Origin of the sequence: Nostoc sp. PCC 7107 (assembly GCF_000316625.1) — a bacterium.
In the GTDB taxonomy this organism is placed as follows: Bacteria; Cyanobacteriota; Cyanobacteriia; order Cyanobacteriales; family Nostocaceae; genus Nostoc_B.
The window spans coordinates 2090640-2108346 of sequence record NC_019676.1; the positions used below are offsets into that span (position 1 = coordinate 2090640).

A 17707-nucleotide genomic window follows, 5' to 3' on the forward strand; every position below is an offset into this window, starting at 1 on the left:
AGACTTTATTAATTAGACAGTTTTTCTCTGGAAATGATGTTATAAAGTGGCAGTTTGCTTTTAAGCCCTAAATGCAAATTATTTCTGTTTATCTTTATGATATGCAGAAATTGTAGTCAAAAACACAATTGTTATTCACACCTCTTGTATCTGTAAAGCCAACAAATGAGATAAGTTCGATGAGTACCTTTTTTTGTTCTGATTATGCGCGACAAGTAGGAGAAGATTTAATTGGTAGTGCTACCAATTACGAAACATATATTTTAGTCGAGTGTCCGCCACCTTGGACTACAGAAACTTTTAATTCTCGATGGGTTCCTAAAAACTTACAAAGTTTAGAACAGGAAATTAACCATGCAAAATTACCAGTTAGATTTCTTTTAATCGCTAATGATACATCACATAAAAATGACCAAACAACACTGTTAATTTATCAGAAAAAACAGGGTTTAAGTCATGGATACTGCAAGTATGAATTTCACTTGCCAAATATTGAGCAAGTAGCAGGTGTGGTCAAAAAATGGTTAGCCAATAGAACCGCTGATTATCCAGTATACACAAACGCAACAAGAGATATCTTAGTGTGTACACACGGTAGTCATGATAAATGCTGTGCTAAATATGGTAATCCTTTTTACTTCCATGCTGCTAATACTATTAATGATTTGGAATTAGATAATGTGAGGCTTTGGAAGTCAAGTCATTTTGGTGGACATCGTTTTGCACCTACAGCCATAGACTTACCAGAAGGAAGATATTATGGTGTTCTTGACCAAGAAATATTGAAGGCGATACTAACAAGGACTGGCGATATTCAATCCTTAGAAAAAGTTTATCGAGGCTGGGGAATTTTACCAAGTCAGTTACAAGTTTTGGAACGAGAACTAATTTTCCATTATGGATGGGATTGGTTTAATTACAAAGTTGCTGGCAAAATCCTGGAACAAAGTTTAGATAATCAGACACTTCTAGGTGAAATTAGTTGTGAAAGTCCTGATGGTTCTTTATATATTTATCAAGCTCAACTTATCAAGGATAATACTAAGTCTGTTAAACTTAGAAGTGCTTGTAATGCTCATCAAGAGTCAGTATTAGTGAAATATACTATTGCTAATGTCTGGCTGACATCAACAAAGGTGGTAACTTTGAGTAAATAGTAATTTTAGGGTTAATCATCTACCAATATTTCTGTTGATTTATAAAAAATCTAGTTAATAGTATTTTTGTTTCAAAACTGCAAAGGAAAAATCAATAATTTAGGATGGGTATGATCATGCCCATCCTACTGAATCCAACGATTAAGTTCCTAACATTTGTAAGTTATGCAAGGTTGCATACATACCCCCTTGTTGTAATAATTCCTCATGACTACCCTGTTCAATTAATTCACCTCGCTTGAGAACAAAAATGCGATCCACATTGCGAATTGTTGATAGGCGGTGAGCAATCACAATAGCAGTACGTTTTACTAGTAACTGATCTAGTGCCTGCTGAACTAAAGCTTCTGTATTCACATCTAAACTTGCCGTTGCTTCATCTAATACGAGAATTTGGGGGTTACGAATAGCAGCACGAGCAAAGGCTAATAGTTGTTTTTGACCACTAGAAAGATTTGTGCCACGCTCTCGCAATTGAGTATTATAGCCTTGGGGCAATTCTCCAATAAACTGAGCAATATTAGTATTTTGTGCAGCTAATTCAATTTCCTCGAATGTATACCTGTCTCCGAGGGTAATGTTACTTTTAACATTCCCAGCAAATAAAAAGCCTTCTTGTAAAATGACAGCCATATAGCGGCGCAAGTCTGCTTGAGGGACTTCTCGAATATCAACACCATCGATTAAAATTCGTCCTTGGGTGGGTTCATAAAGGCGACACAGAAGCCGAATAATGGAGCTTTTACCTGCGCCAGTAGGGCCGACTAATGCGACTTTTTCGCCAGGACGAATCACAAAATCTAAATCTTTGATGACAAAATCATCGTCTTTATAAGCAAACCAGACATGTTCAAAGCGAATTTCGCCTAATTCTGGTGTGGAGTTGAAACTTTGTGATTCCATCTCCGCCATGATTTCGTCTATGTAACCAAAGCTATGATCAAATACTGAGAAACGTTGATTGTTGCGATCGCGGATTTCTATCGGTTCATCTAAAATATCGTTAATTCGTTCAATGGCAGTAAAGCCAGCTTGAATAACGGTAAATTTTTCGGCAAAATCTCGCAATGGGTCAAATAATCGCTGGGCGTACAGAACAAATGCAGATAATACACCAAATGTCAGGTTTTGTTCCAACAGTAACCAACCACCCATCCATAATACACCTGCGATCGCGACTAAGCCAATCCATTCCAAGGTCGCTGATACCGCAGAATCATAAAAAATGGTCTGATCCATTTGGCCAATGTAGCGGTTGTTAACGCTGCGGAACAACTCTGCATTAATTTTTTCCCGCCTAAACAACTGTACGACGTTAATACCAACAATATTTTCTTGTAGCTGGGAATTTAATAAAGACAGTTCTTCCCGTGCTTTATAGTTAGCTTTACGATACTTTTGCTGAAAGTAAATAATCAACCAGGTAATAGGTAGTAATATTAACAGCAGCAAACAAGCAAGTTGCCACTGAATAGACAACATAATCCCAATAATCACCACCATAGAAAATATATCGGAGATTATGCCGATCGCCCCAGTAGAAAATACATCTCCTAAAATTTCTACATCGCTAGTGAGTCTGGTAATTAATTTACCTACAGGTGTGCGGTCGAAAAAGCGGACTGCCAAAGATGTGACATGCTTAAATAAGTCTTGCCGAATAGCGGCTGTGATATTTTGTCCTAACTTCTGTAGCAGATAACCCTGGATGCTGGTGAAGAACATTCGGGTAACAATTGCCACCAAGATAAATCCTTCCAGGATATTTATCCCTTGCCACAGAGGAATATTCCTGAGAAACTCATAAGTACTGGGTTCATTACGGATGAGAGAAATAGCTTGTCCAATCAATAATGGTTGTATGGCATTAGAGAAAGCAATCGGCACAAGCAATAGCATTGCCAAAGTCAGCAGTTTGATATCACGACGAGCATAGGGAACTAACCGCAAAAATAATCGCCAGTCATTGCCACGCCAACTGTCTCGTCTGTAGGATTTTTTCAGGGATTGGTAGATGCTCATAATGGGAGCATGATATTAATTTTATTTTGCACTGGGAAAACACGCCTATTTAATGTAGCATTCACACCCGTGGTCTAATGATACGTCAGACATATAAATTCCCAGACTCAGAAACAGACACAAGCCAGCTTACGCAAACATACTCAGCATTGGTAACAATATCATTTTGGGATGTGGGCAGTAGTTTACAAAGATAAATTTATGACTCAAGGTCATACATAATAAAAGCAGCCTGTAATTTTGCTTACAGGCTGCTTTTCAACATAACTAAATTATTTAGTTAGGCGCTCTGACACCATTTTTCCCTAATGCAGAATAGTCTACGGAGGGGAAGAGGCTATCTTGGCCACTTACCCTATAATCAAATCCCTGAATTGGGACGATTTGCTTAAAGGTAATCTTCCTAGAAGAATCGGGTGATGTTCTGGCATTTTTGCCATAGGCATCTGTATAAATTACGGAAGATGAAGAATTATCAAAGGCTAATCTGGAAAAGTGACTCTCTATACCAACTGTCCCTCGGAAAGGTGAACGAGGATCATCCCACACTACTTGGCTACCAGCGGCTAGGGTTTCTTGGCATAACAAGGTCTTAGCGAGAGGATGAGTAGAGGAATAACACAAATCCACTGTTCTACCAATCTTCGTGGTAGAAGAGGCATCATAAATCCGAGCAGGATTTGTAACTCTAAAGTAAAAATCACCGCGTACGAACTCTGTTAGCCAGTATTCAAATGTTCTTTTTTGAACTAAGGAAGACTGTTCTGCTTGAGTACCACGCGCATAGCAATCCTTTGTAGGAATGGCACGATGAGCGCCATCTGTTGGTTGGTTGAGCGGATTCGGCGTAATACCAGAAGGCAAGAATGCGTCACAATAAGTTGCTTCCGGTTCTTTGAAGTATCCAGGCGCACCAAACAAGCCAAACTGTTTGACGTTAAAAGCTTGTTGTCCATCACATTTACCTGCCACAAACATTTCATGTGCCGTATTTGTGAGCGCATCTGGTGAATGTGAACCCATGTGTATTTTTACGAGTACATCACATTTTGTTGTGTTACTGCTATTGTTAGCATTGTACATAGTCCAGTTATTGGCAACAAAAACCTTATGGCCAAAGTGGTCTTCATGTCTGGGATTAGCTGGGTCATTAATTGCGTGCTGTTCGTTGATATAGCCGAAAGCTGGCATACCCGCAGTAGTAAACACTTCTGAACCGCGTGGGTCATCGCCATGCTCATGACCATAGGTACAATAAGTATTGGTTTCTGGGTTGAAATCCACCGGTGGGTGCCAAGTTGGGTAGATTTTATTATCGTCAGCTTTTACCCAATAAGTATCGTGTATCCATTTTGGACATTCCCAAGTTTTTCCAGGAGACCATAGACCGTATGACTTAGCCAGTGTCGCAGAACTTGCAGGTAGCAAATCTTGTGTCCGCACTGGGCTACCAGCAATTGGTATAACAGGTGCTGGTCTGTTGACCATAACGGTAGATTGCCATTTTTGTACCTGGTCAATTGTCTGCGTTGTATCCTTTGCCCAGAAAGCGAACCAATTAAAGCGCATTGTGCTGTTAGTTCCTGGGAACCTGATAACTAGGTTTTGTATTCCTTTGGCAAGGGCTGTATTCAAAGTCAAAGGACAAGGAACAGTACGGTAGGTTGAGACAGAGCCGGTGCTGTTGATGCTACATGTTCCCAACAAAGTACCACTAGCCGAGCCTAAGCGCACTTCAACTGCATTAGTTCCTGAAGCCAAAGCAACGCGGAGCATCAGTGCTTCTGCACCACTGCCTAAATCAATGTTGTTGTAGACTGCATAGTTGCCTCCTGAAGTATTCGACAGTTCTTGAGTCTGTACACCAGGTAAAAGGAAAAATGGATCTTCACTGTTTTCAAAATAATCTCCCCAAACTTTTGTTAACCCAACAGTGGAAGAAGACTTGAGTGCATCTATACGCTGAAAGACTGGCCAAGGTGCTTTAGAACTTGCTGGAATAGTTGATGTCGATGTTGTTGGTGGGTTTGATGTTGTTGGTGGGTTTGATGTTGTTGGTGGGTTTGATGTCGTTGGTGGGTTTGATGTCGTTGGTGGGGCAGCAGCAACAAAACTGATGTCACGAAAATAGTTCGTATTTTGGTAAGAATTCGTGGGGAACGCGCCTACAGTTGTGTTGTACACTCCATTGCTACCTGCCACTGAACTCAAATCTCCATTGACAATGGAGTTAGTCATCCCTCCATTCGTGGCTGGGTAATAAGTATTGGTGTTGACAGAGACTACGTAGTTTGTATTGGCTTGAATATTCAGAGGTGTATTCAGAGCTTGTTGCTGCCAACCCGAAGGAGTTTCGTTGGCAAAAGTAACACTAGATAGGAGAGTTCCTGTTTCTGACCAAATTCTGCCAGTATGCGAGCCTGTCTCATTGGCAGGTTTCCAGAAGCGGATCGAGCTAACCTGTCCCTCTTTGGTACTGCGGAATTTCATACCTAATTCATAGGGAATTCCATCAGTCTTGAAAGTGCTAGGAGCTTGAGTTGTTAAAACTGTTAGGGGTGCAGTCTGGGCATGAATTATGGTGCTAGAGAAACTCAACAGCAGCGTAAGTGCCGCGAGTAGGCAAAACTTGATATATTTAATCTTCTTCATAATTATTTAGCAATTGACGCTTTCTGCTGTGACACTAAAGTTAGTTTTGGCAGTACCCATCTTGGTATCAGCACCACCCAAGAGCATTCCTTCACCGTAAGCAAGGCTATTTGACCCTGATCTATACACAGGAAATTTCATGGTCACACTAGCTTGGTTATGCTTCGATGAAGTTGCGTTCTGTGTCAATTGCTTATTTGTCAGAAATTTATGGAGACTAAAATTCTCTTTCTGAACATACTTGTTGTTGCTTTGATTGGTTGGGGAGAGATTAGCTCTACAACTGGAAACAGACCAAAAAAAAGCATCATAAATAACAGGAGCAGTTGATTCTGCTACTGTCACAAGGTCATTGAAAAGTTTCATAGAACCTCTTAGCCTGATTGTCTTTATATCGGGAACATAACTTCTATCTAACAATTCAGAAGTATTGAGAAATGAAAAATGAACACACTTTTTGACGATTGCTTCTCCCGAAATAAGCTCTAGAACTGATCTTCAGAAGAAACTGATCACGCAGTATTATGTTGGGACTAACACTAAGTTAAATGAATGAAGAAACTAGGTTTTAGATATGAAACTTTAGTTTCGTACAAGATTGCAGGAATTAAACAAACTCTGAGAACAGTGATCAATCGTACCTCCTCACTAAATCAGAATACTTCATATTCTGCCTGAGTAAATTTACCATAAATTCATATATCGTCAACTAAATCCTGGTGGATACACTTGAATTTAATTGCATTCAGAAATCTCATAAGCTGATTTGGTAAGCTTTTCAAGTAAATTCATTAATTTTAAATTAATCACACCAATCTCATGAATGTCTCCCCTATGTACACAGTTCAATAGGAGTTATCCTGTGTGTTTTCAAGAGAATGATCAACTGGTTCGTGAAGACTATAAGTTGAAGCTATGCAAATCTAGATAAAATTCTTGAAGCCTCAAGTAACAGCATATTTGATTCTGGCTTAGGCAATTTTATCCTAAACTTACTCGGTGTCTGATTAAGAGTAAACATCTAAACGTCAAGATATTTGTATACTTGGTTATACGCCCTAACAAAAAAATTTACAGTTTAATTTGCCTGATGATTTCTATATTTAATTGACAATTTATTAGCTTGATATATGCGGTTAGATAGCTATACTACTGATACTTATACTCCTGGCGCACCCTTATGGAAACAAGTGTTGTGGTATTTCCTGGGTTTTTCTGTGGTGCAGAATCGTTGGTTAACTGCTTCAAGCTTAAAAGTTTGGATACTTCGCGGTTTTGGCGCACAGATCGGTGAGAATGTCCGGATTAAACCAGGAGTGCGCGTGAAGTTTCCCTGGCGGCTAGTTGTCGGTGATCATGTGTGGATTGGGGAAGATGCTTGGATTGATAACCTAGCAAATGTCACTATTGAAAGCCATGTGTGCATATCTCAGGGGGTTTATCTCTGCACAGGCAACCATGACTGGAGTCATCCTGATTTTAAGTTAATTATTGCGCCAATTCACATTCAAGAAAGTAGCTGGATTGCGGCTAAGTCAGTAGTTGGCCCTGGAGTGACTGTTGGGAAGGGTGCGGTATTGACTTTGGGTGGAGTTACAGGACGTTCTTTAGAAGCGATGACAATCTATGCAGGTAATCCCGCCCAGCCAATCAAGGAGCGTAAGATTTAATTTTAGTGAAGGGCGATCGCACCAAATTTACAGACCATCCTTATTTCCGATTCAAAGTCAGATGTTTTTAGGAATGGTCAGTAGTTTTTATAATTCTGAAGCTGTATCTGGGGCAATAATTTCACCAGTACCTATTTCGAGGATCATATCTTGATCAGTAATTAATTCACTCAATTCTTTGACTTGCAAATTCATTTCTGCACAAGCTTGACGGAGTTCTTGGGCAAAAGTGTTGAGATCATCACCATAGCCACATTGATAAGCAGCAGTTTCAATTCCTTGCTTGGCATTTGCTCTGGCACAATCTACTAGCTCTGTGCCATACAATGGTTTTGCAGATGGCATAATTTTGATTGTTTATTGATTAGAGGTTAATTTTAGATTAGCCATTATTAGGTAATCGGACATCCCTCTGATGGAATAATCATCAATAGCAGCAATAATTACTATGCAGAAAGAGTGACTTCAACTAATAAATTTTGATCAGCATTTTGGTCAAGAGGAAGGATAATTTTTTTGTGGATCTTTGTTGTATTTAGCGCCTGTTAGAAAATTATTTGAGAAGAAGTGCATCTTGGCCATAAAATTCTACACGGGGAACTAAACAGAGTGCATCCCCGATTCACCGTTAGCCGAGGAGTTTTGTTGTGGACTTATCCCGTATTCCTGCTCAACCAAAACCGGGTATTCTAAATGTTCTGATTGAAATCCCTGGCGGGAGCAAGAATAAATACGAGTATGACAAAGAACTGGAAGCTTTTGCCCTAGACAGAGTGCTTTATTCTTCGGTAAAATATCCATTCGATTACGGCTTTGTGCCGAATACTTTGGCTGATGATGGCGACCCTCTTGATGGGATGGTGATTATCGATGAGCCAACTTTTCCTGGTTGTATTATTGCTGCGCGACCAATAGGTATGTTAGAGATGATTGATGGTGGCGATCGCGATGAAAAAATTCTTTGTGTACCAGACAAAGACCCACGCTATACTCACGTCAAATCTCTTAACGACGTAGCACCACACCGTTTAGATGAAATTGCTGAATTTTTCCGCAGTTATAAAAACTTGGAAAAGAAAGTAACAGAAATTCTCGCTTGGCAAGATGTCGGTAAAGTCTCAGCCTTAGTAGAACAGTGTATTAAAGCTGCTAAATAAGCATTGCTGAGTTAGGAGTGTTGATTTTTAACTCCTAACTCCTCAACTTCACGAAGTGCTAGGTACAAAATTCATAAAGACTGCCTCCTGCTTTCCTATACTAGAGTCAGGTAATCGCAAAAATAAACAGCTTGATATTTGCAAATTGCCTACCTGGCCACAAAAACTTCAAAACGAAATGCAGCGTACAGTCCTTTTGGCGAAAATACACAACTGCACCCTCACCGGGGCAAATATTAATTATGTAGGAAGTATCAGCATTGATGAAATATTGTTAGAAAAGGCTGGTATTTTACCCTATGAGCAAGTGCAAGTAGTTAACGTTGCCAATGGTGAGCGCTTCATTACATACACAATCACGGCTCCAGCTAATTCGGGAATTATTGAATTAAATGGGGCGGCGGCACGTCTAGGCATTGTAGGCGATCGCTTGATTATAATGGCTTACGGGCAGTTCTCTTTGGAAGAGTTAAAAAATTACTCTCCTACGGTAGTCATTGTGGACGAAAAAAACCGACTATTAGAAGTGCGGCACTACGATGACCTGCTCAGTAAGGCCTAATTTTTCAGAAAAATGTCAAATCTTGCGCCGTCGGATTTCCAAAGTTCCGTAACTGAAACCGCAACTACGTCTCCTATTAGTTCCGCGGGTGAATTTTTTGTGCAATTTTGGGGTGTTAGGGGTTTAATTGCTACCCCTGCTAGTAATGCCAATCGCTATGGTGGTAACACTGCTTGTGTAGAAATACAAGTAGCCGGTAAACGCTTGATTTTTGATGGTGGAACTGGTCTACGCACACTCGGTAAATCTTTGCGACAATTGCAAAAACCCGTAGAGGCGTATTTATTTTTTACCAACTCCCAATCGAATCGTATTCAAGGGTTTCCTTTTTTTGCACCGGCATTTGTCCCAGAAAACCGCTTTCATATTTACGGTTCGGCTGCTTCTAATAGTGCTTCGATTAAACAATGCCTCTGTGACCAAATGCTACAGCCGCACTTTCCTTATCCATTCCAGGTGATGCAATCAGAATTGCAGTTTTATAATTTGCTACCTGGTGGCGAGGTGCAGTTAGATGATGTTGCGATCGCCACAGCATTGATTAATCAAACTCAGCGTTCTATTGGCTACCGAGTTTCTTGGCAGAACAAAAGTGTTGCCTATATCAGTGATTTAACTAAAAATGCTGATCCTGTTGATCAAGAGCAGATTTTACAGCTGGTAAAAGGTGTGGATTTGCTGATTGCCAATGCTACTTACAGTCCGCCTACAGCTAACAACCATGAATCTTCTGATTTACACTGGCAAGCGGCTGTAGAATTAGCTCAAACTGCCGCAGTGCAGCAGTTAGTCATTTCTCATCATCATCCAGACGACGATGATAATTTTCTCGACCAAGTGCAAGCTGAGGTGCAATCTGTTCTTCCGCACGCCTTACTAGCTTCCGAAGGTTCAGTGTTGTCGGTTGGCAAGTAATTTAGACATCAGATAGCTTCATATACTCCACGCGTTTATACTGGATGAAATCCTGCGGCGATCGCCAACAAATTTTCGATCGCTACAAACAACACACCCAAAACTGTAGTAGCTGTCGGAATGCGCTTTTAGTAGTGCAACGCTTACAAGCAGTCTTTCTAATCTACTTTGTAATCACTATATGCGCTGTGGCTCTTTTTCCCGATGGATTGCGGCTTCAACTAGGTTTACCCCTAATTGAGATCGCACCCTTAAGTCTAGGTGCTTACCCTTGGCTGAGATTCTGGCTGAGTCCAAAATTTTACTTTGTAGACTACATCCATGCACAGAGATAGTTTATTTGCTGTGATGACTGTTAGCAAATGGTTTATGTGTTGAATAATATTGTTCAGGCTGGGGGTAAGGGTATATTGCTGTGAGGATTTTGAACACCTACATCCCTATACCCCACACCCTTAAACCCAAGCAACGCCTAATTGATTCTGAATTCTAGCTTCTGAATTCTTCTTCAAGGTGTTTTTTGCAAATCTGGCCGTTCTTCTTGAACGATCGCACCTGCTACTGGGCATACTTGGAAACATATTCCACAATCAATGCAGGTAGCAAAGTCAATCCAGTACCAATCGGTTCCTTGAACATTTTTGCCAGGCCCTTCATGGATGCAGGCTACAGGACAAGCATCTACGCAGTCGGCAACGCCTTGACAAACATCAGTTACAATTGTGTGCGGCATTTGATAGATTCCCTCTCTTTAGTGATCAATAGTCCAATACAGTTCAGATAAGAAAACTAAATCACAACAAAACCAACAAATAATTACTCAACCAAAAACGCAAGAATTATTTTGCAGGGGGTTTGGAGGACGGTTGCGTCCCCCAAATCTTGCTGATTGTCTGATAGGTAAGCAGAAATTGAGAAATCAACCCTATCACCTTAACTGAACCATATTGGTCAATAGTCAACAGCAAAAAACCATTGACTATTGGCTAATACTTTCTATTGTGGGGGAACCATCGGCTTTAATCCAAGCGATTTGGGCAATTCGGCGATCGCTGGCATACTGACGGATAGCTTCTGCATCTCTGCCTCCTAGTTCCATTTCCACTATGACTAGATGAGTAGAATCACGGAGTTTTTGGGAATATGCAAAAGCAGCCGCCTCAGCATTTTCTGTTTCTGGCACTACTAACCAGTTGCTGGCAGGGATATCTTGCGGCAATTGCTGACTAGATAACAGAACTTGGTATAAATCTTCAATGTTGAGGACAAAACCAATGCCGGGGATGTTTTCGCCTTGGGGGTGATACAGTCCTAAAAGTTGGTCGTAACGACCACCCCGCCCTAAAACTCTGGCTGGGTAATCGCTATTATTGACAATTTCAAAGACAATACCTGTGTAGTAGTCAATGGTCTGGATCAAACTGAGATCCAAAATTACCGGAAAATTCCTTTCTCCTTCCAGTAACTCTACTAGAGAATTGAGGCTATTTACTGCTGCTTGCTGTTCTGCGTCTAAACCGAGACTACTGACTTTTTGTAATACGTCTTGACTTTTGCCGCGCAGGTCGAGCATGATTCTGGCGCGATCGCGCAAATCTTCACTTAGCGGCAAAGTATCGATGGTCACACGGTCAAGGTGAGCGATCGCCTGACGCACTTTTGCTTGGATATTAGCCGGAAAAGCTTGCAAAAGCGATCGGGTAATTCCCGCTTCGCCCAAGACTATCTGCCAATCTCGCAAACCCAGTGCGTCTAAACAATTACCCACCAAAAGCAGTACTTCAGCATTAGCCCGCAATCCGCCAACACCTAAAAGTTCCACACCAGCTTGATAAAACTCTTGCTGGCGATTGTGCCGATTTTCCCAAATGTGTCGGAAGACATTGGCATGATAATAAAGTCGTTGCGGATAGGTAACAGCTTCCATACGCGTAACTACAGCACGCGCAATAGAAGCTGTCAGTTCTGGACGTAACCCTAATTCTTCATCTTCAGAATTTTGCAGTTGAATCACCATCTGGCGTTGAATTGCTTCCCCCGCCATCAAGGTGTCCATTCGTTCCAACGTTGAGGTAATAATCTTGTGATATCCCCAACGATGGAACACTTGCTGTAACCTATCTTCAATCCAGCGTTTTTGAGCCACATCTAAAGGTAATAAATCCCTTGCTCCCGCTGCTGGTTGATACACCATTATTTTTTATTCCCACCAAACAAACCTCCAAATAAACCTCCACCTCCCGATTTCTCTGGTTGTGTATTCCCAGTTTTGGCAGATGGAGTCGCTTTAGAACCACCTGATTGTTGACTCAAAGCTTTATCTATTTTAGGTTTCCATGTGGCCGCTATTTGGTCTGTCGGGTCTAATTTTAAAGCATTATCAAAATGAATCTTGGCCATTTTTAGCTGATTTTGCTTTAAATAAACTAAAGCAATCAAACTATGACAGCGGCCACTCTTGGGTGCGAGTTTCAGTGCATCTTGCAACTCGACTTTGGCTTGAGCAAATTGGTTTTTCTCAATTAGACCTTGCGCCCGACGAATATATTGTTCCGCGGCTGAGTCTTCTTTTGGTGGCGCTGGCGGTGGTGGCGGTGCTGCGGCTGTATTTGGGGGAGTGTTGGCGCTCGGTGCAGATTTAGGCGCAGCCGATTGGCTAGAGAACGCTTTACCTGCACTCCGCATTAAATAGACTAAGTTCAACTCACTAATTTGAGCAATGATAGGTATTACTTGCTGTAAGGAATTGTATTGAGTTTCCGCAATTTTAGCGATCGCAGTTTTATAGGAATGATCAATATTGGGAGCCGCCGCCAGCTGTCTGGCTAAATCGGTGGTAAGTTCTATGGAAGCCGAATCTTGCACTAAACGCTTACCCATTTGAGACAAAATTATCATGTATTCTGTGCGGGTGCGATCGCCAGATAGTGCTTCATAAGCTGGGTTAACCAACTTAGATAATAATTCACTAGCCAGCTTTTTTTCCCCAGGAGTGGCAGAAGCATTACTATCAGGATGCAAACGACGAGCAATTTGCAGATAATGCTTGCGGATCTCTTTCACATCCGCATCCACTGAAACGCACAAGACTGCATGATGGTCTATGAAGTCATATTTAAACAGTCCACGATCTATTTTTAGCGACATAGGTTGGTGTTACACCACAGGAATCATCAGATTCCTTCTAGTTTACTTCGCTAGATCAGTGGATCGTCAGTAGCAATTTTTCATTTATTCCATAGTCAAGAGTCAATAGTTCATACCACCATAACTTCGGCATGAACAATGCACGTTTTGGGAAATGCTACACCCACTACGGAGTACTCCAAGTGCTTAAAAGCCAGCTATATTCATATTTTTCCAAAAATAAGCTAAAAATAGCCTAAAAATTAGTTATTTTTAGCTTTTTATCACTATTTTTTCGAGTGTAATTTTACTGTGAAATTTTTGATACTCAATTTAAATCTTTTTTCATCTTGCAATATCAAATTGCTTGACATATTTTTGACTTATGATTTACGCCTTACAGTACTAGCTGAAATATCGCATCAGAATTGATTCAAGCTGAATAATCCGAATTGGCTTTAAAATATAGTCATATTTATCTGCTTTTCCCAAATTCAATTCTGGCAATTCATTTTCATTACTACCCATAAACACCACAGCAATATTTTGCAATTCAGACTTCTGCATCCATCTTTGGTAGATTCTTGTGTCTTGACTTGGCAAAAATTGCGTATCTAACAAAATTAAGTTTGGCTGGAAATTGGCAATTTTTTCTAATAAGTTATCTCCAGTATTTACCAACTCAACTTGGTAGCCAATAAGTTGCAGATAGTCGTGTAAAAATATGCCTATATTTGCTTCTGCTTCAGCCAGTAAAATGCGTTTTTCATTTAATTTGTTTGGCGTTGAAGAAAATTTATTAGTATCTTCATCTACTATGATAATATCTGTGGTTAAATCTGCTTGATCTGGTAGAAATAAGGTGAAACGGCTGCCTTCTCCCAATTTAGATTCGACTGTTACATCTCCACCATGCAATCGGGCTAATTTACGTGTCAAGGCTAAACCTAAGCCTGTGCCTTCATACTGACGATTTAAGCGGCTATCTAATTGTTTAAATGGTTCAAAGAGAAATTGAAATTGATTACTATCTATACCAATACCAGTATCTGCAACTGTAAAGTTAATGCCTTCTGGCACTTTATTAATTTCTAAACTTACTTGACCGGTTGGTGTAAATTTAATCGCATTCGTCAGCAGATTAATTAACATTTGTTTGCTCCGGCGAATATCCACTTTACAAGTTTCTGCCTGTGGATCAATTTCGCTGATTAGGTTTAAACCTTTTTCTTTAGCTTGATCATGTACTGTTGAAATGGCGTAATTGCATAAATCTACTACCGATACAGTTGATAAATTTAGTTCTTCTTTACCTGCTTCTACTTTTGATAAATCAAGAATATCGTTAATGATTGCTAGTAAATGTTCTCCGCTACTATATATACAATTAATATATTCTTGTTGTTTTTCATTTAAAGAACCAACCATTCCTTGCTGCAACAACTGTGATAAGCCCATAATTGCATTTAAAGGAGTTCGCAGTTCATGACTCATTGTAGCTAAAAATTCGTTTTTAGCGCGATTACCAGCTTCTGCGGCTGCTTGAGATGTATGGAGTTTCAACTCTGTTTGTTTGCGCTCAGTAATATCTTCTATAATTGCCAGAAAAAACTCTGGTGTACCATTACTCCCAGGAATCATGGAAATCGAGAGGTGAGTCCAAACTAACTGACCATTTTTATGCCGGAAATGCTTTTCGATTTCAATGCGATCGCGCATTCCTGATATTAGTTGTTTATATACCTCTAAATCTCCTTTTTGGTGGGAAATATAATCGATAAAGTACTTGCCATACAGTTCTTCCCGACTGTATCCCAGCATTTGCGATAAGGTGGGATTAATATCTACTATCTCGGCTTTGATATCTGCAAGTCCAATGCCAATAGACGAACGCTCAAATATTGCGCGAAACTTGGCTTCACTTTTTTGTAACGCTGCTTGTACAGTGTGGCGATCGCTGGCTTCTATTGCTAAGGCCACAAAGTCGGCAATTGAACTAGCAAAGTTTTCTTCCTCTACAGTCCACTGGCGCATGTCTCCAAAGTGTTCATGACATACTACACCTACCACACGCCCTCCTAGCCAAATTGGTGCATCTAGTAATGATGCGATGCCAAATACTTTTAAATAAGATGCGGCTAATTCCTGGGTTCTATTATCGTTAATAGCATCACTAATTGCTAAACTGCGATCCACTTCCAAACTTTGGAAATAATTAGGATGATTTGCTTTTAATAATGTCTGACCTGATGTATGTATTTTTTTCTTCAAGTCATACAAATTTCGACATTCAATTGTGGTGTGATCAGCACTGTATAACCATACTCCAACTCGCTCAACAGCCAGTGTTTTTGCTGCCACTTCTGTAATTTCTTGTAATATTGCCTTGAGATTGCCTTTTTGGAATGTCTTACTCCTGGCCAATTGCACTAGGGATTGAATCTGTTTACGTTGCTCATTTTCTCTGATTTGCACAATCTCTTGTTTACTATCATTAACCACTGCTAATTGCATCTATTACACCTGTTAAGTAATTACCACGTCTGGTAGAGCTATCACAGAAATAGAACCATCTTTTATAACTACAATTACCCCACAGGGTTTTTCATAACCGGATAGTATATTTTTTTTCATCAAAATCTTTGATGTCAGTGCAATACTTACCACTAAAATTACATTATTATTAGTTATCCATCTTTGGCAATCATCTGGTATATAACTACGTGCGGAATCGCTGTTTGTTAAAAACTTTATGAGTTTAAGAGATAAACTCCATATAACTACTATGCTATTAATAAGATCACACACTTGCAAAAGGCACATGATTGAGGGAAATGTTTATTAATGCTTACCACCCAATAGCATAGAAAGCCCGAAAATAGTATCTTTCCTAAAGAAGATATCTCATAAGATGAGAGGTAATCAGTGCAGAAATATATTGGTTTATAGAACTTTCTTAAATAGTCAATTTATTCAGTTAATCACGGCAGTAACAACTTGCGGCATTCTCCTATAGAAAGATACTTAATTATTTAAAGTTTGTAAAAATTGAACTGTAAGCAGATGTTCTGGAGATGGTGTAATGACTAATAGCAATATCAGAATTGTTTCTTTGATACCAAGTGCAACGGAGATTTTAGCCACATTGGGGTTAGCTGATGCAATTGTAGGGCGATCGCATGAGTGCGACTATCCCCCAGAAATCAAAAATCTTCCTGTCTGTACACAAGCCCGCTTGAACACTGATGAGCCTAGCGACAATATTCACACTAAGGTCAATGATTTGTTGCAATCGGCACTGAGTATTTATCAAATCAAAACTGAGGTTTTAGAGCAGTTACAACCTACTCACATTCTGACTCAAGATCAGTGTGATGTTTGTGCAGTTAGCTTGCCAGAAGTTGAAAAAGCAGTTGCTAATTTCGTCTCAACTTCACCAAAAATTATTTCTTTACAGCCTAATCTTATTGAAGATGTGTGGGCTGATATTGAACAAGTTGCTCATATCTTTAATGTAGATTCAGTAAAAATACTAGAAAATTTAGAAGCAAGAGTTAAAATTATTCAGCAAAAAATTCAGGGACTTTCACTTAACGAATTGCCTAAAGTTGCTTGTATTGAATGGACAGATCCTTTAATGACAGCAGCAAACTGGATTCCCGAATTAGTCAACTTGGCGGGTGGACAGTCACTATTTAGTGTTCCAGGCGAACCTTCAGTAATTTTGGAATGGGACACACTCATTGCCACCAATCCAGATGTGATTGTATTTATGCCTTGTGGCTTTGATTTAATTCGCACTCGCAAAGAAGCTGAGTTATTAACTCAACGTTCAGAATGGCAAAAACTTCACGCCAATCAAACAGGCAGAGTTTATATTACTGATGGGAATGCTTACTTCAACCGTTCAGGGCCACGATTAGTAGATTCTTTAGAAATTTTGGCAGAAATGCTGCATCCAGAAATTTTTGACTATGGTTACAAAGGTACAGCTTGGGAAGAACTGTAAAAGTGCTGTAAAGCCCTGCGGGCATGGCTGCGCTTAGAGCGGTAGCGGGGCGTTCAGTCCGTGCTGAGTAAAAATACTAGTCTCTAGCCCCTTGGAATTATTTTTGCTTGGCTGCGTTATTTAGCCATTCAATGAGAGGTCTTAAAGTTCCTGGTAAGGCGGCTTCACTGACAATTACTGTGTGCTGTTGATCGTTGTCTTCTACAGTTAACCTATACTGAAAGCGATCGCTTTGAGGATTAGGCGCGGGAATTTGTGCAGGTAAATGAAATAAATCAGCCGCTTGGACTAATAATGGTAGTTCTTTTGCTTCTTTTGCTGGCAGAGTGTTGGTATCAAGGGTGGTTTTTTTAGTTATCCCAGCAAAGCCGCCTGTGCGTTCAAACGTGATCCGCATTTTTAAGTCTCCGTTGCATCCAAAAACTGGGAGAAAATGA

Annotated in this window: 15 protein-coding genes and 1 pseudogene; 7 read left to right on the plus strand and 9 right to left on the minus strand. The window is 40.1% G+C overall.

Features of this window, described 5'->3' with window-relative positions; all coding sequences use genetic code 11:
• Positions 1-179: 179 nt before the first annotated feature.
• The gene (locus NOS7107_RS09015) at positions 180-1157 is read left to right on the plus strand and encodes a sucrase ferredoxin (RefSeq protein WP_015112668.1); all 978 of its coding nucleotides are present in this window, start codon (positions 180-182) and stop codon (positions 1155-1157) included.
• A gap of 141 nt (positions 1158-1298) precedes the next feature.
• Here the strand turns inward: NOS7107_RS09015 and NOS7107_RS09020 are convergent, their stop codons facing one another.
• From NOS7107_RS09020 to NOS7107_RS09030, 3 genes are all read right to left on the minus strand, one after another.
• On the minus strand, positions 1299-3179 hold the full coding sequence (locus tag NOS7107_RS09020; RefSeq protein WP_015112669.1) for an ABC transporter ATP-binding protein: 1881 nt from the start codon (positions 3177-3179) through the stop codon (positions 1299-1301).
• 276 nt (positions 3180-3455) lie between these two features.
• Positions 3456-5831, minus strand: coding sequence for a DUF4082 domain-containing protein (locus NOS7107_RS09025; RefSeq protein WP_015112670.1), 2376 nt, complete (start codon positions 5829-5831; stop codon positions 3456-3458).
• 6 nt (positions 5832-5837) lie between these two features.
• Positions 5838-6197: a hypothetical protein gene (locus NOS7107_RS09030; RefSeq protein WP_015112671.1), complete on the minus strand. Its 360-nt coding sequence runs from the start codon at positions 6195-6197 to the stop codon at positions 5838-5840.
• 764 nt (positions 6198-6961) lie between these two features.
• Between NOS7107_RS09030 and NOS7107_RS09035 the strand changes: the two genes are divergently transcribed.
• The gene (locus NOS7107_RS09035; protein WP_015112672.1) at positions 6962-7501 is read left to right on the plus strand and encodes a WcaF family extracellular polysaccharide biosynthesis acetyltransferase; all 540 of its coding nucleotides are present in this window, start codon (positions 6962-6964) and stop codon (positions 7499-7501) included.
• Between the two features lie 87 nt (positions 7502-7588).
• Here NOS7107_RS09035 and NOS7107_RS09040 read toward each other — a convergent pair whose 3' ends face one another.
• Entirely contained in the window at positions 7589-7846 is a 258-nt protein-coding gene (locus tag NOS7107_RS09040) for a hypothetical protein (RefSeq protein ID WP_015112673.1), read from the minus strand.
• A gap of 302 nt (positions 7847-8148) precedes the next feature.
• Here NOS7107_RS09040 and NOS7107_RS09045 point away from each other — a divergent pair, with 302 nt between their 5' ends.
• The 4 genes and pseudogenes from NOS7107_RS09045 to NOS7107_RS09060 form a co-directional block, all read left to right on the plus strand.
• Entirely contained in the window at positions 8149-8658 is a 510-nt protein-coding gene (locus NOS7107_RS09045) for an inorganic diphosphatase (RefSeq protein ID WP_015112674.1), read from the plus strand.
• Between the two features lie 178 nt (positions 8659-8836).
• Positions 8837-9220, plus strand: a complete 384-nt coding sequence (panD, locus tag NOS7107_RS09050; protein ID WP_015112675.1) for an aspartate 1-decarboxylase — start codon at positions 8837-8839, stop codon at positions 9218-9220.
• 12 nt (positions 9221-9232) lie between these two features.
• Entirely contained in the window at positions 9233-10135 is a 903-nt protein-coding gene (locus NOS7107_RS09055; RefSeq protein WP_015112676.1) for an MBL fold metallo-hydrolase, read from the plus strand.
• Positions 10136-10197: 62 nt separating this feature from the next.
• Positions 10198-10470 (plus strand): annotated as a pseudogene (locus NOS7107_RS09060) (pheophorbide a oxygenase); the annotation flags it as partial.
• A gap of 173 nt (positions 10471-10643) precedes the next feature.
• On the opposite strand, the gene NOS7107_RS09065 reads toward NOS7107_RS09060, so the two are convergent.
• The 4 genes from NOS7107_RS09065 to NOS7107_RS09080 form a co-directional block, all read right to left on the minus strand.
• On the minus strand, positions 10644-10868 hold the full coding sequence (locus NOS7107_RS09065; RefSeq protein WP_015112677.1) for a ferredoxin family protein: 225 nt from the start codon (positions 10866-10868) through the stop codon (positions 10644-10646).
• A gap of 246 nt (positions 10869-11114) precedes the next feature.
• Positions 11115-12329 (minus strand): ATP phosphoribosyltransferase regulatory subunit, encoded by a 1215-nt coding sequence (locus NOS7107_RS09070; protein ID WP_015112678.1) that lies wholly within the window; start codon positions 12327-12329, stop codon positions 11115-11117.
• Positions 12329-13282 (minus strand): DnaJ domain-containing protein, encoded by a 954-nt coding sequence (locus NOS7107_RS09075; protein ID WP_015112679.1) that lies wholly within the window; start codon positions 13280-13282, stop codon positions 12329-12331. Before NOS7107_RS09075 ends, NOS7107_RS09070 begins: the two co-directional genes overlap by 1 nt.
• Positions 13283-13666: 384 nt before the next feature.
• Positions 13667-15775 carry a PAS domain S-box protein gene (locus NOS7107_RS09080; RefSeq protein WP_015112680.1) on the minus strand — a complete coding sequence of 703 codons (2109 nt, stop codon included), beginning with the start codon at positions 15773-15775 and terminating at the stop codon, positions 13667-13669.
• A 568-nt stretch (positions 15776-16343) separates the two neighbouring features.
• On the opposite strand from NOS7107_RS09080, the gene NOS7107_RS09090 reads away from it, so the two are divergent.
• Positions 16344-17270 carry a cobalamin-binding protein gene (locus NOS7107_RS09090; protein WP_015112682.1) on the plus strand — a complete coding sequence of 309 codons (927 nt, stop codon included), beginning with the start codon at positions 16344-16346 and terminating at the stop codon, positions 17268-17270.
• Positions 17271-17367: 97 nt separating this feature from the next.
• Here the strand turns inward: NOS7107_RS09090 and NOS7107_RS09095 are convergent, their stop codons facing one another.
• Entirely contained in the window at positions 17368-17667 is a 300-nt protein-coding gene (locus tag NOS7107_RS09095) for a protealysin inhibitor emfourin (protein WP_044500664.1), read from the minus strand.
• Between the last annotated feature and the right edge of the window lie 40 nt (positions 17668-17707).